This window comes from Saccharopolyspora taberi, assembly GCF_039534165.1.
Taxonomy (GTDB): Bacteria; Actinomycetota; Actinomycetes; order Mycobacteriales; family Pseudonocardiaceae; genus Saccharopolyspora_D; species Saccharopolyspora_D taberi.
Window position 1 is genome coordinate 192,198 of the sequence record NZ_BAAAUX010000029.1, and the last position, 24,035, is coordinate 216,232.

A 24,035-nucleotide genomic window follows, 5' to 3' on the forward strand; every position below is an offset into this window, starting at 1 on the left:
GGAGTTGCCGACCGCGGCGACGACGGCTTCTCCGAAGGCGCGCATGCCGTTGGCGTTCGGGTGCAGCGGTGCCGCGGCCGAGGTCGGCACCACGCCCTCGAAGTACTTGTCCGGTGGGGCCGCGCAGATGTCGTGGCCCTCGCTGAGCGGTCCGATGTCCACGAACCCCGCGTCCTGCGCGGCGGCCTCTTCGCCCAGCATCGCGCTGAGCCGGTTCACGTTGGCCTGGACGTAGTCGGCGTCGCGGCCCCAGATCGGCTGCACCGGGTAGCAGCCACCGGGCCGGATGTAGGTCCCGTACCCGACGACGACGACCGCCGCGTTCGGCGCGCGGTGGCGGATCCCGGCGAGCGCTTCGGCGAAGCGCGGGGCGACCCGGTCGATCCGCTCCGCCAGCTCGTCGCCCTCGGCCGTGAACCGGTCCGCGCACGAGCGGCCGACCGGTTCGGGCAGCAGGTTGATGCAGGAAACCGCCGCCTGCACCAGATCGGCGTCGTTGCCGCCGATGGTCACCGTGACCAGGTCGGTTTCCGGGCCCAGCGCGTCGAACTGCGGCGGCACGAAACCGTGCTGGCGCTCGGTGAAGTCCTTGATCTCGGCTCCGGAGCAGGTGACGTCGGTGAGCCTCGCGCCGATCCGTCCGGCCACCACGCCCGGGTAGTTGGCGCTCGAACGCAGGCAGGCCAGGTTCGGGTCCTGGCCGGGGATCAGCGGTCCGGCGGCGGCCGAGTCGCCGAGGGCTACGTAGTCAACGGGGTCGGCTGCCTGCGCGGGCGTGAGCGCACAGGACAGGAACAAGGCCGCCGCTACGCCCGACAGGGCGAGGCGGCGGCCGTGGGGAACTCCCATGGGAACCTCCAAGCACAGCGCGGAAAGTCCGGCCTGCCCCGGAAGCGCCCCGAGGCAGAACCTTCTAGGAGGTAGCACGGATTCCGCGCCGTGCCGGGAAAGTTCACCCTTCCGCCGGGTGTCGTCAGCGCTCCCTGCGAAGCGCTCTGCTGATACCGGCGGCAACCGTGGTGGCCAGTATCCAGCCCGCCGCGATCAGCCCGACGGTGATCCACTGCGAGTTCCCGTGCGCCTGCCACATGTTGTCGTGGCCGAGGTTGATGATCGGGACCAGCTGGTCCACCGTGTACAGCAGCGGGTTCCAGACCGGGTTGTCGTCCTGGTTGACCGGGACCAGCGGGTGATAGGTGAACCAGACCGTGCCCACGACCCCGAACAGCAGCAGCCAAGCCAGCGCGCGCAGCGGCCGGTAGCCGTAGCTCACGGTGATCCGCTGCAGCCAGCTCCACAGCTGCACCGTCCACCGCAGCAGCGGTCGGGTCGCCTTCGCGATCGCCTGGTAGCGGCGGTACTGCTTCTCTATGAGCACCGTGACCGCGTGCTCCTCGTTGCCGTTGCCGCGGAACACGTTCGCCAGCTGGTCGTACGGGCCCGGCTGGTACTTGCCGCCGGTGGTCGTGCGCAGCCAGGCCAGCCGCTCGCGGACCCGGTCCCCGTCGTGCAGCTCGAAGGGGTGGTTGAAGTTCTCGTAGCTGAAGTCCTCGACGTCGAGGCCGCCGGTGGCGTCCCACAGCTCCGCGTTGTCGTGGAGCAGTTCGCACTGCGCCTGGCGCAGGATGACCCGGCCGCGCGGCGCGACGTCCGGGTGCAGCGTCAGTTCCTGGGTGACCACGCCGAAGGCGTTCAGCGCGGTCCGGGACGTGCCGTCGCCCAGCACGCAGCCCCAGAAGTTCAGCTGCCTGCCGATCGTCGCCCGCCGCAGCTGCACCGTGCCCTCGGCGCGGAACTTGCGGCTGCCCTCGGCGCAGACCAGGTCGCGTTCGATCCGCGCCGCGCGCAGGTCCAGCGAGGACTTGTAGGCCATCCGGTGGCGGTGCCACGCGGGCTTGACCAGCTGCGCCGACCGCAGGTCCAGGTTCGCGCCGACCTGCGCGCCCTGGAGCTGGAACGAACCGGTGATGTCGGCGTCCTTGGCGTCCAGGTTGCTGCCGACCACCACCCTGCTGGCCAGCAGCACGTCGGTGCGCGGGCCGACGAGCTTGGCACCGGTGAGCTGGAAGCTGCCGCCGACCTTGACGTCGATCATGCGGAACTGGCCGTGCATCTCGACCTTGCCCGCCTCCAGGTTGCCGAGGACCGTGGTGCCGTCGATGTGCACCGCGCGCAGCGGTTCGTCCACCGAGGCCTTCGGCGAGCGCAGCCAGCCGAGGTCGATCTCGGCGCCCGCCATCCGCAGGTCGCCGCCGACGGTGGCGCTGACCATCCGGATCGTGCCGCCGCTGCGGAACCCCTGGTCGATCTGCACGTCGCCGCGGATCTCGCTGCGGTCGGCGATCAGCGTGCTGGTCGGGTCGTCGTGCTTGGACTCGCCGCGGCGCGGCGGGCTCACGCCCGGTTCGAGGATCGAGTCGCGCATCCGCAGGTCGCCCGAGATGTGCGCGCTGGGCATGAAAACCTTGCCCGCCACCGTGAACGGCCTGCGGGTCAGCGGGTCGACGTCGAGCCGCAGCGAACCGCCGATCTGCACGCCGGTGGCGTTTATGGCGTAGCGGCCCCGGTTGCGCAGCGCGCCGCCGGACAGCGTCAGGTTGCCGCCGACCTTCGCGCCCGGGATCCGGATCTCGCCCGCGACCTGGAGCCGGATGCCCAGCAGCGCGCCGCTGACCGACAGCCGGTCGCCGTAGACGGCGCGGGCGCCCGGGTTGCGCAGCTCGCTGTCGTTGAGCACCAGGGAGCCCGCGAGCTCGGCGTCGGCCAGGTCCACGATGCCGCCGACGCTGGTGCAGTTGCGCAGGACCGTGTCGTTGGCGACGGTCAGGTTGCGGGCGTTGAGGCCGGGGAACCGGCAGTGCCACAGCACCAGCCCGGCCAGGGTGGTCTGCCGCAGGTCCGGCGCGTGCTCGAAGCGGCAGTGCACGAACTCCAGCAGGTACGGCAGCTCCGCGGCGCGCAGGTCGACCTGGCCGGTGATCACCGCGTTCTCGATCGGGATCACCAGCTGCTGGGCGTTGCGCTTGGCGAACGGCCGCCAGCCGCCCTCCTCCAGCGAGTCGACCAGCCTGCGGCTGAGGTACTCGCCCCGGATCTCCCGCTCCCGCGCGAACTCCTCGGCGTGCACGTCCAGCGTCCGCACCGACTCGTCGACCCGGCGGACCTCGGACCGGCCCTGCCGGAGCAGCTCGTCGAAGCGCTGCTCCGCCGCGGTCAGCGGTCCATTGTTGTCCCACGGCCTGCCCGGCACTTCACGCTCCAACGCACGACGACGGCTCACACGGACGGTAGTCGATCAGCTACCCCTGACAATGTGACGCCTCGCGCGGCCGGAAAGTTGCGATGCGCGGGGATTTCCACCGGACAGCCGAAGATCGCGCGGAGTGCGGTGGCGGAGTGCGGTGTTCGAAGATCGCGCGGGCCGCGGTGTTCCACGTGAAACCACCGCGGCTCCGGGACGGACCCCCGCGCGCGTCTGCCTGGTCAGCCTTCGGCGCCGGGCCGGGCGTGGGTGGGGTCGAGGACGCGGGCCAGGAAGGTGCGGGTCCGCTCCTGCTTCGGGTCGCCGATGACCTCCGCGGGCGTCCCCTGCTCGACGATCCCGCCGCCGTCCATGAACAGCACCCGGTCGGCGACCTCCCGGGCGAACTGCATCTCGTGGGTCACCACCAGCATCGTCATGCCCTCGTCGGCGAGCCCGCGCATCACGCCGAGCACGTCGCCGACCAGTTCCGGGTCCAGCGCCGAGGTCGGCTCGTCGAACAGCATCACGTGCGGGTTCATCGCCAGCGCCCGCGCGATGGCCACCCGCTGCTGCTGGCCGCCGGACAGCTGCGAGGGCATCGCGTCGATCTTGTCCGCGAGCCCGACCCGCTCCAGGTTGGACCTGGCGACCTCCAGCGCCTCCGGTCCGCGCCGCTTGAGGACCTTGCGCTGCGCGACCGTCAGGTTCTGCCCGACGGTCAGGTGCGAGAACAGGTTGAACTGCTGGAAAACCATGCCGATGTGCCTGCGCGCGGAGTCCAGGTCGGCGTCCGGATCGGTCAGCTCGACCCCGTCCACCTCGACCCGGCCCGCGGACGGTTCCTCCAGCAGGTTCACGCAGCGCAGCAGCGTCGACTTGCCCGAGCCGGACGGCCCGATCACGCACACCACCTCGCCGCGCCGGACCTCCAGGTCCACCGACCGCAGGACCTCCAGCGAGCCGAACGACTTCGACAGCCCGGCGATCTTGATCATCGTGCTCACGTCCGGACTCCTCACTGGGTGCTCTGCGACAGGCCGCGGCCGTACCTGCGCTCCAGCAGGTTCGACACCCGCGACAGCGGGATGGTGATGATCAGGTAGCACAGGCCCGCGACCAGCAGCGGGGTCAGCGACGCGAACTCGTTGAGCGCGTTGCGGCCGAACTTGGCCAGCTCGTACTCACCGCTGGCCAGGCCGAGCAGGTAGACCAGCGAGGAGTCCTTGGTCAGCAGGATCAGCTCGTTGGTCAGCGGCGGCAGGATGATCCGGAACGCCTGCGGCATCACCACCGTGATCATGGTCCGGGTCGGCGACATGCCCAGCGACCGGGCCGCCTCGATCTGCCCCTTCGGCACCGCCTGCACGCCCGCGCGGATCGTCTCGGCCATGTAGGCCGCGCCGACCAGGCCCAGCGCCAGCATCACCGTCGAGTAGATGTCGAACCGCAGCTGGAAGGCGATCGGCACGCCGTAGCCCAGCGCGATGAACACCAGCAGCGCGGGCAGCCCGCGGAACAGCTCGATGTAGGCGGTGGCGATCCACCGGTACGGCCCCACCGGCGAGAGCCGCATCAGCGCGAGCACGATGCCCAGCGCGAGGCCGAAGGCGAAGCCCAGCAGCGTGTAGACCACGGTGTTCACCAGCGCGGTGGTGATCACCCCGGGGAACTGGGCGACGGCGACGTCGAAGTTGAAGAACGCGCGCGCGATCGAACCCCAGTCGGCGAGCACGGCGGCGACCGCGATCGCCACGACCAGCACGGCGTACTGGATGCCGCGGTTGAGCCGGGCCCGCTGCCGCCTGCCCAGGCCGGTCCTGGCCGGGCGCTCGGTTTGGGTTGTCATCGAATCTCCTGGTCAGCGATCGGGGCCGGCGGTCCCGCCGCCGGCCCCTGGCTGGCTGGGCCATCAGTCACTGGGCCATCGGTCACCGGGCCACCGCGTCACCGCGTCCCGAGGCAGATCGGCCAGTGGCAGGCCGGGTCACTGCGGCAACTTGCCGAACCACTTCTGGTAGATCGCGTCGTACTCGCCGTTCTCCTTCATCTTCTTCAGCGACTGGTTGACCGCGTCGCGAAGCGCGGTGTTGCCGGTCGCCACGCCGATGCCGTACTGGTCACCGGTGACGAACTCGGTGGTGATCTCCACCTCCGGGTTGTTCTTGATGAAGTCGCCGAGCACGCTGTTGTCGTTGATCGCGGCGTCGACCTGGCCGGTCTGCACGGCGGTCACCGACAGCGGCAGGTCCTCGAACTGGACGACCTCGTAGCCGTTGGCGTCCTTGTTCTCGTTCGCGTAGGTCTCGCCGGTCGTGGACAGCTGCACGCCGAGCTTCTTGCCGCGCAGCGCCTCCAGGCTGTTGAGGCCGGAGCCCTTCTTGGTCAGCAGGGCCTGGGTGGCCTCGAAGTACGGGTCCGAGAAGTCGAAGTTCTGCTCCCGCGCCGGGGTGATGCTCATGGCCGCGGCGGCGACGTCGCAGGCGCGGGTGTTGAGCTGCTCGCCGGACTGGATGCCCTCGAACGGCGTGTCCTTGATCTCCTGCTTGACGCCCAGGTCGCGGGCGATCAGGTCGACCAGCTCCACGTCGAAGCCGACGATCTTGCCCTGGTCGTGGAACTGGAACGGCTTGTAGTCCATGTGCGTGCAGGTGGTCAGGGTGCCGTCCTTGACCAGCGAGACGCCGCCCGCTGCGGTGCCGCCGCCGCTCGTGGTGGATTCCGCGCAGCCGGCCAGCGCGATCGCGGCCAGGGCCAGGGCGGGCAGCAGGGCAGCCGCTCGTTTCGTCGTCCGACGCGCCACGGTGTCACTCCTAGTAGGTGAGGAACACGAGTTCAGGCATCGTGCCACTCGATTGGGCGCAATCCCAGACATTCGTGTTGCGGATCGGTCAACTTTCGGCGGAGACCGGGGAGCCCGGGCCGCAAACCTGCGGGCAGCCTGCTCGCAGGCAAAACATCTTGCGCGGACCACCCGCCTTCGTGGTGGTTGTTGCTTCGCTGTCGATGGTGACCCTCAGTTTCATGTGACGCACCCCACTGGTCAACAGGAAGCTTCCTTTCCTGCAAATGATCACTCTCCGTGTATGGCACGCGCGTTCGTGTGATCTTGCGGCGCCGAACGGCATCGAGCCGAGCTAGGCCAGATGGCGGTGGAGCCGGACATACCCCGTGACAAGACTCACGGTGGACCGCTCGCGGATCGGGCGGTACCGCAAGCGACAACCACGGAGGAGGTAAGGATGATGCGTGCCGTCACAGCAGGACGGCGGCGGTCAGCGGCGCTCTGGACGGCAGCCGCGCTGGCCGCGTTCGTGACCGCGTTCGCGCCGCAGGCCAGTGCCCAGCAGGCGCCGAAGGCGGCTTCGTTCGACGTGCTCCAGCTCAACCTCTGCAACGGCGGGTTCGCGAACTGCTACTCGGCGGGCCGGTCGGTCGACTCCGCGATCGAGGCGATCCAGCAGCGCCGCCCGGACGTGGTCACGCTCAACGAGATCTGCGCCCCCGACATCACCCGGATCACCCACGAGACCGGGTACCAGGGGGAGTTCACGCCGATCGGCAGCAAGGTGACCGGGGCGCCCCAGCCCTGCTCGGAAGGCCGGGGCGACTACGGGGTCGCCGTCCTCGCGCACCCCGACCACGGTGCGATCGGCGAGGGCAAGATCGAGCGCCAGTTCACGGCGCAGGACGGCGGGAAGGAGGCGCGGGTGATGCTGTGCGCCCCGTTCTCGAACTTCGCCGCGTGCACCGGATACCTGTCGACGAACGGCAAGGTCGCTTCCGAGCAGTGCGGCGAGCTGGCGCAGGCGGCCACCGGCTTCGGTGCGTCGACCGTCGTCGGCGGCGACCTCAACCTGGCCGAGGGCGGCAACCCCGACGTCCGCGCGTGCGTGCCCGACGGCTGGTACAGCAAGGGCGACGGCACCATGCAGCACGTGCTCGCGACCAACGCGTTCACCTTCGAGCGGTCCGAGAACCTGCCCGTCGAGGGCACCGACCACCCCGGCTTCCTGGTCGAGACGGTCCGCTGAGCACCCCGGCGCCCCTGCTCCGAGCAGGGGCGCCATCCCTAGGTGGTCCCGGAGCCGCGAACCCGGGTCCTGCCAGGAGGCATGGAGCGCCGCGCGGGCCGACCATGGGGGCATGCAACTCACACGACCTCAGCAGGGCAAGTGGATCGCCGGTGTGTGCGCGGGCCTGGCCGACCGCTTCGGCATCTCCCGCGGACTCGTGCGCTTCCTGTTCGTCCTGTCCTGCGCGCTGCCCGGCCCGCAGATCCTGATCTACGTGCTGCTCTGGATCCTGATCCCGAAGAGCTAACCGACCCTGCGGGCGAACGCGCGGGCGGTCAGCGCGGTGCTGGCGGTGAGCACCAGCGCCCCGGCCAGGCCCGACCAGCCCACCAGCAGCGGCCCCGGCGAGCCGGACGTCATGGCCGCCAGCAGCGGGAACACCAGCGGGATCCACTTCGCCAGCAGCACCGCGGCGGACAGCACCGCGACCAGGACGACGGTGAAACCGACGCCGGGGACGAGCAGCTGCGAGCACGGCAGGGCGATGGCGATCCCGACTGCCCCGCACACGACGTGCGCGAGCAGGCCGACCGCCACCACCGGTCCCGGCAGCCGGAACCCGTGCGTCAGCTCCGCCCACAGGACCGACACCGCGCCGAGCGCGGTCGCGGTCAGCAGCACGGCGGTGACCACCCCGGCGACCAGCCGGTGCACCGAGCCGGCGTGCGAGCGGGTCACCATCCGCTGCACCGGGTCCTCGACCCCGACCAGCACCACCGTCAGCCAGGCCGCGACGACCAGCAGCGCACCGGCGGTCACCGCGAACGACGGCAGCGCGGGGGCCCGGCCGTCCTGGTGCATGACCGCGGTCAGGCCCAGGTACGGCAGCAGCGGCGCGAGGTAGCGCTGCGAGTGGGCGAGCATGGACAGCTGGTAGCGGACGAGCGCGGTCATCGCGCCTGCTCCACGGCCAGCACCGACCAGCCCCCGCGGATGGCGGCCAGCAGCACCGGCTCGCGCTCGGAGACCCGCACGGTCAGCACGGTCTCCTGGTCGTCCGCGTGGGACTCGACGACACCGTCGCGCGTGGACCAGTCCGTGGCGGGCCCGCCGGTCAGCACGATCCTGGTGGTCGGCTCGGCGCCGCCGAGGCTGAGCAGCCTGCCGCCGACCAGCTTGTGCGCGGTCGTGGACAGCGACCGCACGAGCGCGGGGCGGTGGTCGGTGAACACCACGGCGGTGCCTTCGGCGCGGATTTCGTCGATCACGTCCGTCAGGATGCCGCGCGCGGCCACGTCCAGCCCCGACCAGGGTTCGTCGAGCACCAGCAGGTCGGGGCGCGACAGCAGCGCCTGCGCGATCCCGACCTTCTGCGCGTTGCCCTTCGACAGCTCGCGCAGCGGCGTCGACGGCCCGCCTGCCAGGTCGAACCGGACCAGCCAGTACTCGGCCCGCGCCCGAGCGTCGGCGGACCGCATGCCCCGGACCCGGCCCATGTGGCACAGGTACGCGCGGGCGCTCATGCGCTGGCGCGCGGGGAACCGGTCCGGCACGTACGCGGTGGCCGGGTGCCCGGTGATCGTCCCGCCCGAAGGCCGGGACAGCCCGGCCAGCACCCGCAGCAACGTCGACTTCCCGGCGCCGTTGGCGCCGAGGATCCCGGTCACCTGCCCGGAATCGATGGTGAGGTCGATGCCGCGCAGCACCGCCTCACCCGAGCCGTGGCGCTTGGTGACCCCGTGCAGCCGAAGCAGCGAAGTGGACTCCACAGCGCCACACTAGCCACGGTTTCCCAGCCATAGGCCCAAAACATTGCCAACCCGACCATCGTCCTCAAGCGGCGCAGCCGCTTAGCCCACCCCAGCAACCGGCACCGCCAAGCAAGGTGAGCCGAGAACCCTCATTTCCGCGCGTGCGCGTCGAGGATCACCGCCACTGCGGTCGTGACCTTGGCTGCGTACTCCAACTGCAACGACTCGTCCGGGACGTGGGCGTTGCTGTCCGGGCCGAGCGCGCCGGTGACCACGAACTGCGCGTCCGGGTAGACGCTGTGCAGCAGGCCCATGAACGGGATCGAGCCGCCCAGGCCCATCGTCCGCCAGCCGTTGCCGAAGACGTCGTCGCTGACCGCGTCGAGCGCCGCTCCCAGCCAGGGCGCGGTGTCCGGCGCGTTCCAGCCCGGTCCCGCCTCGGCGTTCTCGATCGTCACCTTCGCCCCGTACGGGACGTCGGTGGTCAGCGCCTTCTCCACCGCGTGCTGCGCGGCCACGGCGTCGGCGGTCGGCGGGAGCCGGAAGCTCAGCGACAGCGTCGTGTGCGGGCGCAGCACGTTGCCCGCGTCGGCGGGCAGCGGGAGGCCGTCGGCGCCGATCACCGACAGCGTGGGCCGCCAGGTGCTGTTGAGCGCCAGCTCCACCTCGTCGTCGGTGACCGGGCGGACGCCCTCGGAAAGCGCCGCCGCGGCGCGGACCATGCCCGGCACCGCCTCGACGGCCGCGCGGGTCTCGGCGGCCCGGTTCGCCGGGATCTCGGCGTTGAGCTCGGGAAGCAGGATCTCGCCGGTCGCGGAGTCCTCCACCCGGTCGAGCAGCCGGCGCAGGATCCGGAACGTGCTGGGCACGATGCCGCTGACGATCCCGGAGTGCTGCCCGGCGTCCAGGACCTGGACCTTGATGTCGAGCCCGGCCATGCCGCGCAGCGAGGTGGTCAGCCACAGCCGCTCGTAGTCGCCGCCGCCCGAGTCCAGGCACACCACCAGCGACACCGCGCCGAGCTTGTCGGCCAGGTGCTCCAGGTACGCGGGCAGGTCCGGGCTGCCGGACTCCTCGCCGGTCTCCAGCAGCACCACGCAGCGCGAGTGCGCGCCGCCGTTCGCGCGGACCGCCTCGATCGCGGTGATGGCGGCGTACCCGGCGTACCCGTCGTCGGCGGAGCCGCGGCCGTAGAGCCTGCCGTCCCGGACCACCGGCGTCCACGGCCCCAGGCCCTCCGACCAGCCGCCGACCGGCGGCTGCTTGTCGAGGTGGCCGTAGAGCAGGACGGTCTCGTCCGCCGCGCCCCCGTCGGCCGGGACGTCCACCAGCAGCAGCGGGGTCCGCCCCGGCAACCGGACGACTTCCAGCTCGGCGCCTTCGATGTCGCGGGCGGCGATCCAGTCCCGGACGTGCGCGACGGCCGCGTCGAGGTGACCGGAGTTCGCCCAGTCCTCGTCGAACGCGGGTGAGAGGGCCGGAACCCTGATCAGCTCGGAGAGGCTGGGCACGATCGACGAGCCCCACACCTCGTCCACGGTCTGCTTGACAGCTGCGTGATCCACGACCGCGATGATATGCCCGCCCACCGCGCGGAAGCCCCCGTCGACCAGTACTGGTCAGAACGCCGTCGCGGTGACCGTGGTGGTGGCGGCGACGGAGGCGGCGGCCTGGTTGGACGCGATGATCGAGGCGGCCGCTCGGCCGAGCGGGTCGTGCTCGGCGAAGCGGCGCAACAGCCGGAGGTCGTCCTTGTACGGGATGAGCTCCCGCGCGAGCCCGGTGCCCCACAGGATTCCGCCGAACGCGATGGTGCGCCGGTCCGCTTCGCGGTGGCCGCGCAGCAGCTCCCACAACCGGTTCAGCGCAACGTTGCGCGCGGTCTGGAGCGGCACGTAGCGGTGGGTGGGGAACATGCCCATGACCTTCTTGCTGTCCACCGCGAACAGCCCCGCGCCTGCCAGGCGGTTCAGCATCCAGCCGTAGTGCTGGGCGCGTCCGTTCAGGCACCGGTGCAGGCGCATCGGCCTGCCGTGGGCGAGCAGCCAGCCGAGGACCTGGTCCAGGTCGGGGTGCCCGGTCGGGTTCGGGTCGGCGACGGTCGCGTGCCGGAAGTCGATCGCGAGCCTGCCCCGCATGGACAGCTCCGCGAGTTCCCCGGCGGCCACGGCGAGGGCAGATCCGGTGTGCCCGCGCCCGTCCTCGGTGCGGCCGGCCAGAGCCAGCTCGGAGACCAGATCGAGCTCCACCGTCAGCCCCCTCCGGAGCTCGCGGCCCCGGCCGCCGCTGCCGCGCCGAGCACCGCCACGGTCGACGCGATCACCGCCTCCACCGCCTTGCCCAGGTTCTCGCCCTTGCTGATCTGCTTGAGCCGCTTGCGCTCGGCGCGGTCGAAGCCCAGCGGACCGGACAGCCCGGTGGCGTGGACCAGCGCGGCGAGCAGCGCGAGCCGCTCGTCGGGTTCGCGCTCCTCGCGGGCGACCCGGTGCAGCTCGTCGAGCAGGGCCTGCCTGGTCGCGTGGTCCGGGTAGTGCTTGTCGCCGGGGATGAAGCCGAGGAAGGTCTTCTTCTCCTCGCGGAGCACACCGCGCTCGACCAGGGTCGCGACGTGGGTCTTGCGCGACTTGCGCCGCTGGATGAAGCGCGGCGCGTCGACCGGCTTCTCCTTCGGACCGGACCTGTCCTTCAGCCACGCGGTGACCTCGTCCACCCAGCCGGTCCCGGTGGCGGAGGAGTCGACCAGCCGGATCTTCTTGCCCACCAGCTCGACCCGGCCGCGCAGCACGAGCTCGCCCAGCTCGGCGGCGCCGGTGTGGTCGGCCATCGCGCGGTAGCTTCCGTTGTCCTTGTAGAGCAGGAGCACGAACTGCTCCGGCAGGGTCAGCGCCGTCTCGCTCATCCCCCCAGTGTGGCCGCAGGCGGCGCCGGGGACTGGCGATTTTGCGAACTCGTCCGGACCGCGATGGTCCCAACCTCGTTAGTCGGACCTCCATTGCTTTGATGACCTGCGGATTCACCGAGATCGACGGCGTCCTAGGTTGGGTTCCGGCGGTCGTTCCGATGGGGGCCGGCCGCTGTGGCAGGGCTCACTGGTTCAACGGTTTTCGTGCCAGGATTACGGGGAGCGGTCCAACGCTTGGCCGAGCCTCGGGCGACCACCCACGTCCACCCGGGCCCGGCCCGAGCAGCCGGGCCAGGCCGTCACAAGCGGCCGGGTCGGCGTGAGACGAGGAGATCCACATGTCCCCGGAACGATGGACGCGAGAAGAACCCACCGAGACCGGTCCCCCTGCCGCCACCGCAGCGAAACCCACACGGGAGCAGGTGATCGCCGGTTTGCGGGCGACAAGCGAAGGCGGAGCTGACCTCGTACAGCTCCTCACGCCAGAGGGCCAGCGGGTCTCGCACCCGGACTTCGACATCGACATCACCGACGCACAACTGCGCGACATGTACCGGGACATGGTGCTGGTCCGCCGGTTCGACCGGGAGGGCAACGCGCTCCAGCGCCAGGGCCAGCTGGGCATCTGGGTCCCGCTGCTGGGCCAGGAAGCCGCCCAGATCGGCGCCGGTCGCGCGCTGAAACCGCAGGACATGGCCTTCCCGAGCTACCGCGAGCACGGCGTGGCCTGGTGCCGGGGCCTGGACCCGACCGAGATCCTGGGCATCTTCCGGGGCACCGACCACGGCAGCTGGGACCCGATCGAGACGAAGTTCCACCTGTACACGATCGTCATCGGCAACCAGTGCCTCAACGCCGCGGGCTACGCGATGGGCCAGCGCTTCGAAGGCCGCCTCGGCGACGACGACGGCGAGGCCACCATGGTCTTCTTCGGCGACGGCGCCACCAGCCAGGGCGACGTGCACGAGGCGATGGTGTGGGCCGCGGTCTACGACGCGCCGCTGGTGTTCTTCTGCCAGAACAACCAGTGGGCGATCTCCGAGCCGACCGAACGGCAGAGCCGGGTGCCGCTGTACCAGCGGGCCTCCGGCTACGGCTTCCCCGGCATCCGGGTCGACGGCAACGACGTGCTGGCCAGCCTCGCGGTGTCGAAGTGGGCGCTGGACGAGTGCAGGCACGGCAACGGACCGGTGCTGGTGGAGGCGTTCACCTACCGGATGGACGCGCACACCACCTCCGACGACGCCACCCGCTACCGGCTGGCCGACGAGCTGGAGGCGTGGAAGCTCAAGGACCCGATCGAGCGGCTGCGGGTGCACCTGGTGCGCGAGCAGATCGCGGACCAGGACTTCTTCGACTCGGTCCAGGCCGAGTCCGACGAGCTGGCCGCCCGGTTCCGGGACTACTGCTTCAACCTCGCCGAACCGCCGCCGCGGCGGATGTTCTCCCAGGTCTACGCCGAACCGACCGAGCAGCTGGCCGCGCAGGAGGAGGAGTACCTGCGCTACCTGGCGGGATTCGCCGACGAAACGACGGCTGGAGGTGTGCGCTGATGGCCGCGCCCGCGCTCGAACGCCCGACCGCAACCGCCGGGGCCACCCAGACGGTGACCATCGCCAAGGGGCTCAACCTGGGCATGCGGTCGGCCATGGAACGGGACCCGAAGGTCATCGTGATGGGCGAGGACGTCGGCAAGCTCGGCGGCGTCTTCCGGGTCACCGACGGCCTGCAGAAGGACTTCGGCGAGCACCGGGTGCTGGACACCCCGCTGGCCGAGTCCGGGATCATCGGCACCGCGATCGGCCTGGCCATCCGCGGCTACCGGCCGGTGTGCGAGATCCAGTTCGACGGCTTCATCTTCCCCGGCTTCGACCAGATCGTCTCGCAGCTGGCCAAGCTGCACTTCCGCAGCCAGGGCAGGCTGAAGATGCCGGTGGTCATCCGGGTGCCCTTCGGCGGCGGCATCGGCGCCGTCGAGCACCACTCGGAGTCGCCGGAGGCGCTGTTCGCGCACATCGCCGGGCTGAAGGTGGTGTCCTGCTCGAACGCGGTCGACGCCTACTGGATGCTCCAGCAGGCCATCGAGTGCGACGACCCGGTGCTGTTCTTCGAGCCGAAGCGGCGCTACTACGAGAAGGCCGAGCTGGACCCGACGGCCACCCCGCACCCGCTGTTCGCCTCGCGGGTGGTGCGGCCGGGCACGTCGCTGACGCTGGCCACCTACGGTCCGCTGGTGCGCACCTGCCTGGAGGCGGCCGCGGCCGCCGAGGAGGACGGGCACGACCTGGAGGTCATCGACCTGCGCACCCTCTCCCCGCTGGATCTGGAGCCGGTGTTCGAGTCGGTGCGGCGCACCGGGCGGCTGGTGGTGGCCAGCGAGGCGCCGCCGGAGGCTTCGGTCAGCTCGGAGATCGCGACCCGGGTGCAGCAGGAGTGCTTCTACTCGCTGGAGGCGCCGGTGCTGCGCACGACGGGCTTCGACGCCCCGTACCCGCCCAGCAAGCTGGAGGAGGGCTTCCTGCCCGACCTGGACCGGGTGCTCGACGCCGTCGACCGTTCGCTGGCCTTCTGAGGGGGAGCTCGATGCCACAACTCAAGCACTTCCCGCTGCCCGACGTCGGCGAGGGGCTGACCGAGGCGGAGATCCTGGACTGGAAGGTCAAGCCCGGGGACGAGGTGACGGTCAACCAGATCATCGTCGAGATCGAGACCGCGAAGGCTTCGGTCGAGCTGCCCTGCCCGTTCGCGGGCAGGGTGACCGAGCTGCTCGCCGAGTCCGGGCAGACCGTGGAGGTCGGCACGCCGATCATCTCGATCGACCTGGACCCGTCCGGCACCGCCGCCGAGGCGGCTGCGGCCGGTGAGGCCGGGGAGTCCAACGGCCGGGTCGCCACGCTCGTCGGGTACGGGCCACGGACCGGCGCGTCGAAGCGGCGCCCGCGCAAGGGCGCGGCCGTCGCGGCGCCCGCTCCGGTGGAGCCGGTGGTGCCCGAGCCGGCTCCCGCGCCGGAACCGGCGACCGCGGGCGGGTTCGTGCCGCTGGCGAAGCCGCCGGTGCGCAAGCTGGCCAAGGACCTGGGCGTGGACCTGCACGGCATCACCGGGTCCGGTGAGGGCGGTGTGATCACCCGCGACGACGTGCAGGCGGCTGCCGCTCCGGCCGCCCCCGCTCCCGTCGCGGGCGCGCGGGAGCGCCGGGTGCCGATCAAGGGCGTGCGCAAGGCGACCGCGCAGGCCATGGTCGACAGCGCCTTCACCGCGCCGCACGTCACGGAGTTCCTGACCGTCGACGTCACGCCGATGATGGAGCTGCGGGAGCGGCTGAAGTCGCATCCGGAGTTCCGGGACGTCAAGGTCACGCCGTTGGCGTTCGCGGCGAAGGCGGTGTGCCTGGCGGCCCGCCGCACGCCGGACGTCAACGCGTCCTGGGACGAGGCCGCGGGCGAGATCGTCTACAAGGACTACATCCACCTTGGCATCGCCGCGGCGACGCCGAGGGGCCTGGTGGTCCCGAAGGTCCGCGACGCCGACCGGATGTCGCTGCGGGAGCTGGCCGAGGCCCTGGACGCCCTGACCACGACCGCCCGCGAAGGCCGGACGGCGCCTGCGGACATGACCAACGGGACGATCACGATCACCAACGTCGGGGTGTTCGGCGTCGACACCGGCACGCCGATCCTCAACCCCGGCGAGGTCGCGATCCTGGCGTTCGGCGCGATCCGGGACATGCCGTGGGTCGTCAACGGCCAGGTCGTGCCGCGCAAGGTGTGCCAGCTGGCGTTGAGCTTCGACCACCGGGTGGTCGACGGCCAGCAGGGTTCGCAGTTCCTCGCCGACGTCGGGGCGCTGCTCGCCGAGCCGAGCATGGCCATCACTTACTGAGGATCTGGCACCGACTAAGGATCCGGCACCCGACGAGGATCCGGTCCGCCGCCGCGCTGCGGTGGCGGACCTCCTCGCAACTTCCGCACAGCGAGCAGGCCGCCGATCCCCGGGATCGCGGTGCGCCAGCGCGCGGCGGCGCTCGCCGGGATCAGGAACGAGATCGCCATGACCGCGAGGTAGGCCGTGCCGTGCAGCGGCCCGACGAGCGTCGAGATCTCCTCCACGTGCACGGTGAACAGGTTCGCCAGCAGGACCACCAGGGAAGCCAGCTCGACGACCGACGCGATCCGCAACGCGCGCATGCCGGTCACGCTCCCGTCGTGGATCCGGGGCGCACGATCATCAGCACCACCACGGCCGCCCACAGCAGGTTGAACAGCCCGGTGAACCCGGCGAGCCGGGCCACCGCGCGGCGTGCGGCCTCTTCTGCCGCGTCGAGCATGCGGCGCTGGGTCGGCAGGATTCCGAAGCTCAGCAGGCCCGCCGCGATCACGGTCAGCACCACCGACACGAGCAGCCATGCGTCGGTGAGCACGCCCATCTGGGCCCCGGTGGCGACGCCGAAGACCGGGACGACCACGCCGACGACCGCGTAGACGCGGCAGATGCGGTGCAGGAACACCGCGGTTCCCCGGTTCATGCCGTCCTCGCCCGTGCTCCGGAAGCAGCGGGGGAACAGGGAGGCGGCGACGGCGATCGGACCGATCGCCAGGATCGCCGCGAGGACGTGCACCGACAGCAGCAGCTTGGTCACCGCGAACCCCTTCCGCGCAAATATGTTGGCTACCAATGCATAGCACGCCTAGATAGCGGATGGGTAGGATTCGCGCCGTGAAGGGAGATCCGGTGCGCGGCCACCTCGACGCGCTGCTGCTGGCAGCGCTGGAGCCGGGGCCCAAGCACGGCTACGCGATCATCACGGCCGTGCAGCAGCGCAGCGGAGGCGTGCTCGAACTGCGCACCGGGACGACCTATCCGGCGCTGAACCGCCTGGAGCGGACCGGGCTGCTGCGGAGCAGCTGGGAGTCGATCGGCGAACGGCGGCGCCGGTGCTACGAGCTGACCGACGCGGGACGGCGCGCGCTCGCCGCCGAGCGCAGCTCGTGGCACGAGTTCACCACCGCGATCAGCTCCGCCCTCGCACCGGGAACCGCCACGTGACCGCCATCAGCCAAACGACCGCTATCGACAGCCACGTCGCCGCGCTGTCGGCCGCGCTGCACGGGCCGGCGAAGGAGAAGGCCCGCATGGTACGGGAGGCGCACGACGGCCTGACCGACGCAGCGGCGGCCCTCACCGAGCACGGCGTGCCCGCGGACCGCGCCGCCGCCCAGGCGGTGCGCGACTTCGGCGCGGTGGACGAGCTGCGGCCGGTCTTCCAGCGGGAACTCACGCTGGCCCAGGTCAGGCGGACCGCCGCGCTGGTCGCGCTGACCGGGGCCGTCCTGGTCGGCTGCCGCCAGCTGACCAACGCCGTCGCGCCCTACGACCAAGGCGGCATCGCGCTCCGGATCACCGGCGTGCTCGCGATGCACCTCGGCGGCGCGGTGGCCGTCGCCGCGGTGTTCGCGGCGGTGGCACTGGCCGTGACCGGCCCGCTCGGCAGGCTGCTCCCGACCCCGCACCGGCTGCCGCTGGTGATGGCCTGGACCGCGACGAGCGCGAGCGCCGCGCTCGGGGTCAGCGCGCTCGCCCTGGCCGTGGCGTCCGCGTCGACCGGGAACTGGCTCCTGGTTCCGGTGATCGGCACGCTCGTCATGGTGTCCCACGTCAAGGTCGGTTCGTCGGCCCGAGCCTGCCGGGAGTGCGCACAGCTGTCCTGAGCTGCGCCCTCCCGGTCCAGCGCGTGTTCACCATTCAGGACCGCATCGCCAGGCTCAATCCGTTCGACCCGCCGGAGTCTTCGACCGGCTCCGGACGAACGCCCGCTGCGCCCGATGACCTTCGCCGACGGGCACCTCGGCTGGCTGGCCACCGGCTACGCCGCGGTACCGGCCAGTTCACCCCCCGCCGGATGCAGCGGCTGGAGGCCCGGATCGCCGAGGTCACGCGGGACTGCCTGGACCGGATGCAGCGGTCCGGCCCGCCGGTCGACCTGGTCGGGTCGCTGGCGCTGCCGGTGCCGTCGACGCTGATCTGCGAGCTGCTCGGCGTTCCGCAGGCGACCCGCGGCGAGTTCCAGCGCGCCGTCGAGACCGGCGTCAGCGCCTCGGCCACCGCGGAGGAGCTGCAGCAGGCGAGCAGCGACATGGTCGCCTTCTTCGCCCCGCTCATGCGAAACCCCGACCACCCCGACCTGGCAGCGGCCTACGGCGAGGTCAGCATCGAGCCGCGGAACCGGGCGATCCGGACCGTGCTGGAAGAGTCGCGCGAGAAGGGGCACCTCCCGCCGGAGACCGACCTGGAGATCATCCGCCACATCCTCAGCGGCGCGATCGCGACCGTGCTCACGACGTTTCCCGACAGCAGCACGGCGCAGGAGATGGGCGACTACTTCATCGCGGTGCTCAGGCACACCACCTACCGGAGCTGAGCTAGTACCGGCGGAAGGCGACCACGCCGCGCGCGGGCCGCCAGAGCTTGATCAGCAGGTGGTCCCCGTCGACCGCGGTCGTCACGACCTCGGTCAGGTCGACCCGGAAGAGGTGGGATTCGGTGCTCGCGGGCGCCGCCCGCTCGATCCAGCGGCGGCGCTCGCCGGGGTCGGTGACCTCGGTCGCCACCCCGGACAACTTCACGTCCGGATCGGCCGCCGAGGTGGCGCCGGGCCGGGCGTGCACCGCGAAGCGCCCGTCGGCGCGCAGGTCCAGCGCCTTGCGCGAACCCGGCATGGACCAGAGTTCGAGCTGGTCATCGCTCCAGTGGAGCTCGACGGCGCTGACCCTCGGGGAGCCGTCGCGCCGGAGCGTGGCGAGCACGTGGTGGCGGCTCGCCGTGAACTGCCGCCGGATCTCGACCGCGAACTGCGGCGCGTCGGCGGCGAACTGCTGCCAGGTCATGACCGCCAGGTTCGCACCGGTCACCGACAGTGTCAGTACGAACCCGGCGGGACCGTCAGTCCTCCTTGCGGCGCCTGCCGCCGCCCTTCTTGGCGCTCGGCTTGGCGTCCTTGACGGGCGTCACGGCCGCCTCGGCCTTGTCCGAGCCCGCCTTGTTCTCGAAGCTCGCCGTCTTCTCGAAGCTCTCCGCCTCCGCCTCGCGGAGGAAGTCGAATGCGTGCTTGTCGAACTCGTGCACGTCGATCTCGGGCAGTTCGCCGAGTTCCCTGTTCAGTTCTCCGAAGATCGGAGTCTCCGGGTCGTGGGTCGTGTTCACCGCTTCGCCCTCCCGTTTCGCTCTCGAAGCCGTGCTCGGCACCGCCTGGACGACGATCGCCCACGCGGCCCGTCCGCGCTCGGTGCACCTCCTCCCCGCAGGAGGCGCGCGGCACGGTCGGCTCCACGCTTGGCCGATCGCGCCGATGAGACGCGCGCTGACGACGACAGTGTCGCGTCCGCGGCAGTTTTTCACCTGTTTGGGTGAGCGTGTTGGTCTTAGTGCCCACCCGTCCGGGCCTGAAGCCCACGAAATCCTGCCTCTTACGGGTTCAACATGTTCACCGATTGTGCAATTCCACACCGTGGCGAGCGCCACTTTCAGCTTCCCGGTACCGCCGTCAGGCCTTAAGCGTCGCCTTCTCACGGCGCCTCCACCCCACGCCTCCTTGGCTACTGCGAGTAAGGCTACGCACGAGTAGGTTCATGGAGAAGGTTCGGTGATGATCGCCCCTGCTCTAACCTGGCAGGACCGCAGCAGCGTGAGAGGTGAGATGCAGGCCGACGAGCAGACCCGCCCCCGGACCAAGCGGCTACCCCGTTCGGTGCGGGAGCGGCAGATCCTCGACGCGGCGGTGGACGTCTTCGCCGCGCAGGGCTTCCACCCGGCGTCGATGGACGAGATCTCCGAGACCGCGGGCATCTCGAAACCGATGATCTACGCCTACCTCGGCTCCAAGGAGGAGCTGTTCGTCGCGTGCATCCGGCGCGAGGCGGACCGCCTGCTGGAGGCCATCCGCGGTGCCGTCGGCGAGGACCTGCGGGCGGACCAGCAGCTCTGGCGCGGGCTGCGCTCGTTCTTCGAGTACACCCAGGAGCACCGGTCGAGCTGGGCGGTGCTGCACCGGCAGGCGCTCGCGCAGGGCGAGCCGTTCTCCGGCGAGCTCGCCGAGTGGCGCAGGCAGGCGATGGAGCTGATCTCGGTCCTGCTCGCCCGCGCCACCGCCGCGTCCGACCAGCCCATGCAGCCCGAGCAGATGCAGCCGTTCGCGGCGGCCCTGGTCGGGGCGGGCGAGTCGCTGGTCGACTGGTGGATCGAGAACCCGGGACACACCGCCGACGGGATGGCGATGCGGCTGATGAACCTGGTCTGGATGGGCTTCGGCGACCTGGTCGAGGGCCGCGACTGGAAGCCGGAGTGACTCCCAGCCGCGGCGCGCTCAGCTGATCCGGCCGAACAGGTGCGGCTTGCCGGACCTGGAGTGCAGGGCGAAGTCCCGCCCGCGCTCGGTGAAGTACGCGGTCGAGGGCAGCAGCACCGGCTTGCGGAACTCCACGTCCACCCGGCACGCCTCCGGCAACCGCCCCTCGAACGCGGCCAGGCACCGGGCCTTCGACCACATGCCGTGCGCGATCGCCCGGGGGAACCCGAACGCCTTCGCGGTCAGCGGGTGCAGGTGGATCGGGTTGCGGTCGCCGGAGACCGCCGCGTAGCGCCTGCCCAGGTCGCCGCCGAGCCGCCAGCTCGCGGTCGGCTCACCCGCGTCGAGCCCGTCGATCTCCTGCCTGGGCGCCGACTCGTCGGGCTTGCCCCGCCGCAGGTAGGTGCTGACCTCGGTCCACACCACCTCGTCGTCGACGCTGGTCTCGGTGACGACGTCGAACTGCCTGCCCTTCGGGTGCGGGCGCAGGCCGGTCACCCGGACCCGCTGGGTCAGCTCGTCGGTGACCCGCAGGGCCCGCCGCTGCTCGATGGAGTTCGCCACGTGCACGAGCCCGACCAGCGGGAACGGGAAACCGGGGTCGGTCATCAACTGCACCGACATGCCGAAGGACAGCACGTGCGGGTAGGTCATCGGCAGCTCGTCGCGCAGCCCGAACCCGCAGACCAGGTCGTACTCGGCGAGGTGGTCGCGGTCGATCGCGATGCCGCGCCGCACGTACTCGGTGTCGGGCAGCGTCGACCCGCTCCGCGACGGCCCGGACACGACGGCCCTGAGGTACAGCGACGACAGGTTCGGTGCGCTGGTCAGTTCCGGCATGTCAGGCTCCCAGCAGGCTCTGGCCGCAGACCCGCACCACGTTGCCGTTGACCCCGGCCGAGGCCGGGTTGGCGAACCAGGCGATGGTCTCGGCGACGTCGACCGGCAGGCCGCCCTGCGACAGGCTGTTCATCCGCCGCCCCGCCTCGCGGATGAACACCGGCACCGCCGCGGTCATCTTGGTCTCGATGAACCCGGGCGCCACCGCGTTGATGGTGGCGCCGCGCTCGGCCGCCAGCGGCGCGGTGCCCTGGACCAGCCCGATCACGCCCGCCTTGGAGGTGGCGTAGTTGGTCTGGCCGACGTTGCCCGCGATGCCGCTGATCGAGGCGACGCCGATGATCCGGCCGCCGGGCCGCAGCGGCGAGCCCTCGGCGAGCAGGGCGTCGTTGATCCGCTCCTGCGAGGTCAGGTTGACCGCGATCACCGAGTCCCACTGCGCCTCGGTCATCCGGGCGAGGGTCTTGTCCCGGGTGATGCCCGCGTTGTGCACGACGACGTCGATGCCGCCGTGCCGCTCGGCGAAGTGGTCCAGGATCCGCTTCGGCGCGTCGTCGGCGGTGATGTCCAGCTGCAGCGCCGACCCGCCGATCCGGTTGGCCACCCGGCTCAGGTCACCGCCCTGCGCGGCCACGTCCAGGCACACCACGTGCGCGCCGTCCCTGGCCAGGGTCTCGGCGATCGCCTCGCCGATGCCCCGCGAAGCGCCCGTGACCAGCGCGACCTTGTCCTTGAGCGGCTTGGCCCAGTCGACGTCGGGCACCTCGGCGGTGCCGATCCGCACGACCTGGGCCGAGACGTAGGCGGACTTGCTCGACAGCAGGAACCGCAGCGTCGAGTCGAGTCCGGACTCCGCGCCCTGCGAGACGTAGACCAGCTGCACGGTCGCGCCGCGCCGGAGCTCCTTGCCGACGCTGCGGGTGAAGCCCTCCAGCGCGCGACGGGCGACGCGCTCGTGCCGGCCCGCGGCCTCCTCCGGCGGCGCGGCCAGCACGACCACCCGGCCGCAGCGGTCGACCTGGCGGATGGCGGATGAGAAGAACTCGTAGAGCTGGCGCAGGTCGGTGCTCGCGGCGACGCCGGTCGCGTCGAACACGAGCGCGCTGTAGCGGGCGCCTGCGATGGGCGACTCGTGCACCTGGGCGTGCACGTCCTTGAGGGTCGCCGACAGCGCCGCGCCGAGGCGGGAGCGGGCGGCGGACCCGGTGAGCACCGGGCCCGTGACCACCGGGTCTCCCGGCTGGTAGCGCTGCAACGGCGTCGGCATCGGCAGGCCGAGCCGCTTGGCTACCTGGCGCCCCAACGGCGACGAGGTGAACTGCTGGTACCGGTCGGACATACGAAACTCCCGCGAGAAAAGGATGGCTCGACACACAAGCTACTCGCCAGTAGGTTAGATTGCAGAGACAGCCAGCACCAGTGAGGGAGTCGGGTATGTCCTCCAGCGTCAGGCGGGACACCCGCACCCGGTCGGACTCATGAACGGAAAAACCATGATCGCTCACAAGTCCTCCAGCGTTCGCCGGGTCGCAGTGGTCGGCGGCAACCGGATCCCGTTCGCGCGCTCCGGCGGCCCGTACGCCCGGGCCTCCAACCAGGACATGCTCACCGCCGCGCTGGACGGGCTGGTCGCCCGCTTCGGGCTCCAGGGCGAGCAGGTCGGCGAGTTCGTCGCGGGCGCCGTCCTCAAGCACAGCCGCGACTTCAACCTCGCGCGGGAGACGGTCCTCGGTTCCCGGCTGGACCCCCGCACACCCGCGCACGACGTGCAGATGGCCTGCGCCACCGGGCTCGAATCGGTCATCTCGGTCGCGAACAAGATCGCGCTCGGCCAGCTGGAGTCCGGCATCGCCGGTGGTGTCGACACCGCCAGCGACGCGCCGATCGGCCTCAACGACGATCTGCGCCGGATCCTGATGCGGGCCAACAACGCCAAGACGCCGGCCGCCCGGCTCAAGGCGCTGACCGGGGTCCGGCCGCAGCACGTCGTCCCGGACATCCCGCGCAACGCCGAGCCGCGCACCGGCCTGTCGATGGGCGAGCACGCGGCGAAGACCGCGCTGGCCTGGCAGATCGACCGCGCCGACCAGGACGAGCTGGCCGCCCGCAGCCACCAGCGGCTGGCCGCCGCCTACGACCGCGGGTTCTTCGACGACCTGATCACCTCGTTCCAGGGCCTGTCCCGCGACCAGAACCTGCGCCCGGACAGCTCGGCGGAGAAGCTGGCCAAGCTCAAGCCGGTGTTCGGCCGGGGCGAGGGGGCGACGATGACGGCGGGCAACTCGACCCCGCTGTCCGACGGCGCGTCGACCGTGCTGCTGGCCAGCGAGGAGTGGGCGGCCGAGCGGCGGCTGCCGGTGCTGGCCTACCTCAGCGACTTCGTCGCGGCGGGCGTGGACCACGTCAGCGGGGACGAGGGCCTGCTGATGGCCCCGGCCTACGCGGTGCCGAAGCTGCTAGCCCGCAACGGCGTCGGCCTGGGCGACTTCGACTTCTACGAGGTGCACGAGGCGTTCGCCTCGCAGGTCCTGGCGACCTTGAAGGCGTGGCAGGACCCGGAGTTCTGCAAGCAGCGGCTGGGCCTGGACAGCCCGCTGGGCGAGATCGACCCGGACAAGCTCAACGTCAACGGCTCGTCGCTGGCGGCGGGCCACCCGTTCGCCGCGACCGGCGGCCGGATCGTCGCGACGCTGGCGAAGTTGCTGGCCGAGCGCGGTTCGGGCCGCGGCCTGATCTCCGTCTGCGCCGCGGGCGGCCAGGGCGTCACGGCCATCGTCGAACGCTGACCGCTCGGGTCCCCGACCCGCTGATCCGGACGCGCCCGATCAGGCACTGCCCGCTGATCGGGCGCCCACCGGTCGAACGCTGACCGCTATTCGAGCGACCACGTCGCCGTGCACGCGGCGCTGACCCCGACCGCCTCCGGCGCCAGGTCCAGCGCCCG

At 71.3% G+C, this 24,035-nt stretch carries 26 protein-coding genes; 10 read left to right on the plus strand and 16 right to left on the minus strand.

The window, feature by feature from the left end:
- The 5 genes from ABD691_RS29820 to ABD691_RS29840 all read right to left on the minus strand — a co-directional run.
- The coding region (locus tag ABD691_RS29820) for an SGNH/GDSL hydrolase family protein (protein ID WP_344685404.1) at window positions 1–849 on the minus strand (849 nt) is incomplete at its 3' end.
- 124 nt (window positions 850–973) lie between these two features.
- Entirely contained in the window at window positions 974–3,250 is a 2,277-nt protein-coding gene (locus ABD691_RS29825; protein ID WP_344685406.1) for an oxidoreductase, read from the minus strand.
- A 233-nt stretch (window positions 3,251–3,483) separates the two neighbouring features.
- The gene (locus tag ABD691_RS29830) at window positions 3,484–4,239 is read right to left on the minus strand and encodes an amino acid ABC transporter ATP-binding protein (RefSeq protein ID WP_344685469.1); all 756 of its coding nucleotides are present in this window, start codon (window positions 4,237–4,239) and stop codon (window positions 3,484–3,486) included.
- 20 nt (window positions 4,240–4,259) lie between these two features.
- Window positions 4,260–5,090, minus strand: a complete 831-nt coding sequence (locus ABD691_RS29835) for an amino acid ABC transporter permease (protein WP_344685408.1) — start codon at window positions 5,088–5,090, stop codon at window positions 4,260–4,262.
- 138 nt (window positions 5,091–5,228) lie between these two features.
- Complete coding sequence (locus ABD691_RS29840) at window positions 5,229–6,044, minus strand: ABC transporter substrate-binding protein (RefSeq protein WP_344685409.1); 816 nt, start codon at window positions 6,042–6,044, stop codon at window positions 5,229–5,231.
- Window positions 6,045–6,483: 439 nt separating this feature from the next.
- Between ABD691_RS29840 and ABD691_RS29845 the strand changes: the two genes are divergently transcribed.
- Together ABD691_RS29845 and ABD691_RS29850 are read left to right on the plus strand one after the other, a co-directional pair.
- Window positions 6,484–7,275 (plus strand): endonuclease/exonuclease/phosphatase family protein, encoded by a 792-nt coding sequence (locus ABD691_RS29845; protein ID WP_344685411.1) that lies wholly within the window; start codon window positions 6,484–6,486, stop codon window positions 7,273–7,275.
- A 112-nt stretch (window positions 7,276–7,387) separates the two neighbouring features.
- Complete coding sequence (locus ABD691_RS29850; protein ID WP_344685412.1) at window positions 7,388–7,564, plus strand: PspC domain-containing protein; 177 nt, start codon at window positions 7,388–7,390, stop codon at window positions 7,562–7,564.
- Here the strand turns inward: ABD691_RS29850 and ABD691_RS29855 are convergent.
- The 5 genes from ABD691_RS29855 to ABD691_RS29875 all read right to left on the minus strand — a co-directional run bounded on the left by ABD691_RS29855 (window position 7,561) and on the right by ABD691_RS29875 (window position 11,907).
- Window positions 7,561–8,211: a hypothetical protein gene (locus ABD691_RS29855; RefSeq protein ID WP_344685415.1), complete on the minus strand. Its 651-nt coding sequence runs from the start codon at window positions 8,209–8,211 to the stop codon at window positions 7,561–7,563. The two genes, ABD691_RS29850 and ABD691_RS29855, sit on opposite strands and share 4 nt — an antisense overlap.
- Window positions 8,208–9,026: an ABC transporter ATP-binding protein gene (locus ABD691_RS29860; protein WP_344685416.1), complete on the minus strand. Its 819-nt coding sequence runs from the start codon at window positions 9,024–9,026 to the stop codon at window positions 8,208–8,210. The genes ABD691_RS29855 and ABD691_RS29860 overlap by 4 nt, the downstream gene beginning before the upstream one ends.
- Before the next feature lie 131 nt (window positions 9,027–9,157).
- Entirely contained in the window at window positions 9,158–10,582 is a 1,425-nt protein-coding gene (locus tag ABD691_RS29865) for a M20/M25/M40 family metallo-hydrolase (RefSeq protein ID WP_425565190.1), read from the minus strand.
- Window positions 10,583–10,627: 45 nt separating this feature from the next.
- Complete coding sequence (locus tag ABD691_RS29870; RefSeq protein ID WP_344685420.1) at window positions 10,628–11,257, minus strand: GOLPH3/VPS74 family protein; 630 nt, start codon at window positions 11,255–11,257, stop codon at window positions 10,628–10,630.
- Between the two features lie 2 nt (window positions 11,258–11,259).
- Window positions 11,260–11,907: a GOLPH3/VPS74 family protein gene (locus tag ABD691_RS29875; RefSeq protein WP_344685422.1), complete on the minus strand. Its 648-nt coding sequence runs from the start codon at window positions 11,905–11,907 to the stop codon at window positions 11,260–11,262.
- A 341-nt stretch (window positions 11,908–12,248) separates the two neighbouring features.
- Here ABD691_RS29875 and pdhA point away from each other — a divergent pair, with 341 nt between their 5' ends.
- From pdhA to ABD691_RS29890, 3 genes are read left to right on the plus strand one after another with little or no spacing between them, the layout of a single operon-like run.
- Complete coding sequence (gene pdhA, locus ABD691_RS29880; RefSeq protein ID WP_344685424.1) at window positions 12,249–13,463, plus strand: pyruvate dehydrogenase (acetyl-transferring) E1 component subunit alpha; 1,215 nt, start codon at window positions 12,249–12,251, stop codon at window positions 13,461–13,463.
- Window positions 13,463–14,482: an alpha-ketoacid dehydrogenase subunit beta gene (locus tag ABD691_RS29885; protein WP_344685427.1), complete on the plus strand. Its 1,020-nt coding sequence runs from the start codon at window positions 13,463–13,465 to the stop codon at window positions 14,480–14,482. The genes pdhA and ABD691_RS29885 overlap by 1 nt, the downstream gene beginning before the upstream one ends.
- A gap of 11 nt (window positions 14,483–14,493) precedes the next feature.
- Window positions 14,494–15,792, plus strand: coding sequence for a dihydrolipoamide acetyltransferase family protein (locus ABD691_RS29890; RefSeq protein WP_344685429.1), 1,299 nt, complete (start codon window positions 14,494–14,496; stop codon window positions 15,790–15,792).
- Between the two features lie 14 nt (window positions 15,793–15,806).
- On the opposite strand, the gene ABD691_RS29895 is transcribed toward ABD691_RS29890, so the two are convergent.
- Together ABD691_RS29895 and ABD691_RS29900 are read right to left on the minus strand one after the other, a co-directional pair.
- Window positions 15,807–16,097: a DUF3817 domain-containing protein gene (locus tag ABD691_RS29895; protein ID WP_344685431.1), complete on the minus strand. Its 291-nt coding sequence runs from the start codon at window positions 16,095–16,097 to the stop codon at window positions 15,807–15,809.
- Between the two features lie 5 nt (window positions 16,098–16,102).
- A complete protein-coding gene (locus ABD691_RS29900; RefSeq protein ID WP_344685433.1) occupies window positions 16,103–16,549 on the minus strand; it encodes a DUF2269 family protein in 447 nt (148 codons plus the stop codon).
- 77 nt (window positions 16,550–16,626) lie between these two features.
- On the opposite strand from ABD691_RS29900, the gene ABD691_RS29905 reads away from it, so the two are divergent.
- The 3 genes from ABD691_RS29905 (at window position 16,627) to ABD691_RS29915 (ending at window position 18,328) form a co-directional block, all read left to right on the plus strand.
- A complete protein-coding gene (locus tag ABD691_RS29905) occupies window positions 16,627–16,956 on the plus strand; it encodes a helix-turn-helix transcriptional regulator (protein ID WP_344685435.1) in 330 nt (109 codons plus the stop codon).
- Window positions 16,953–17,618, plus strand: coding sequence for a permease prefix domain 1-containing protein (locus tag ABD691_RS29910; protein ID WP_344685437.1), 666 nt, complete (start codon window positions 16,953–16,955; stop codon window positions 17,616–17,618). Before ABD691_RS29905 ends, ABD691_RS29910 begins: the two co-directional genes overlap by 4 nt.
- 191 nt (window positions 17,619–17,809) lie before the next feature.
- Window positions 17,810–18,328, plus strand: a complete 519-nt coding sequence (locus ABD691_RS29915) for a TetR/AcrR family transcriptional regulator C-terminal ligand-binding domain-containing protein (protein ID WP_344685439.1) — start codon at window positions 17,810–17,812, stop codon at window positions 18,326–18,328.
- 1 nt (window position 18,329) lies between these two features.
- Here the strand turns inward: ABD691_RS29915 and ABD691_RS29920 are convergent, their stop codons facing one another.
- Complete coding sequence (locus ABD691_RS29920) at window positions 18,330–18,794, minus strand: pyridoxamine 5'-phosphate oxidase family protein (RefSeq protein ID WP_344685441.1); 465 nt, start codon at window positions 18,792–18,794, stop codon at window positions 18,330–18,332.
- Between the two features lie 55 nt (window positions 18,795–18,849).
- Window positions 18,850–19,110: a hypothetical protein gene (locus ABD691_RS29925; protein WP_344685443.1), complete on the minus strand. Its 261-nt coding sequence runs from the start codon at window positions 19,108–19,110 to the stop codon at window positions 18,850–18,852.
- Between the two features lie 493 nt (window positions 19,111–19,603).
- On the opposite strand from ABD691_RS29925, the gene ABD691_RS29930 reads away from it, so the two are divergent.
- Window positions 19,604–20,251 carry a TetR/AcrR family transcriptional regulator gene (locus ABD691_RS29930; protein WP_344685471.1) on the plus strand — a complete coding sequence of 216 codons (648 nt, stop codon included), beginning with the start codon at window positions 19,604–19,606 and terminating at the stop codon, window positions 20,249–20,251.
- 18 nt (window positions 20,252–20,269) lie between these two features.
- Here the strand turns inward: ABD691_RS29930 and ABD691_RS29935 are convergent, their stop codons facing one another.
- A complete protein-coding gene (locus ABD691_RS29935; RefSeq protein WP_344685445.1) occupies window positions 20,270–21,091 on the minus strand; it encodes a MaoC/PaaZ C-terminal domain-containing protein in 822 nt (273 codons plus the stop codon).
- 1 nt (window position 21,092) lies between these two features.
- Complete coding sequence (locus ABD691_RS29940; RefSeq protein WP_344685447.1) at window positions 21,093–22,430, minus strand: 3-oxoacyl-ACP reductase; 1,338 nt, start codon at window positions 22,428–22,430, stop codon at window positions 21,093–21,095.
- A gap of 154 nt (window positions 22,431–22,584) precedes the next feature.
- Between ABD691_RS29940 and ABD691_RS29945 the strand changes: the two genes are divergently transcribed.
- Complete coding sequence (locus tag ABD691_RS29945) at window positions 22,585–23,877, plus strand: acetyl-CoA C-acetyltransferase (RefSeq protein ID WP_344685449.1); 1,293 nt, start codon at window positions 22,585–22,587, stop codon at window positions 23,875–23,877.
- Window positions 23,878–24,035 lie beyond the last annotated feature (158 nt).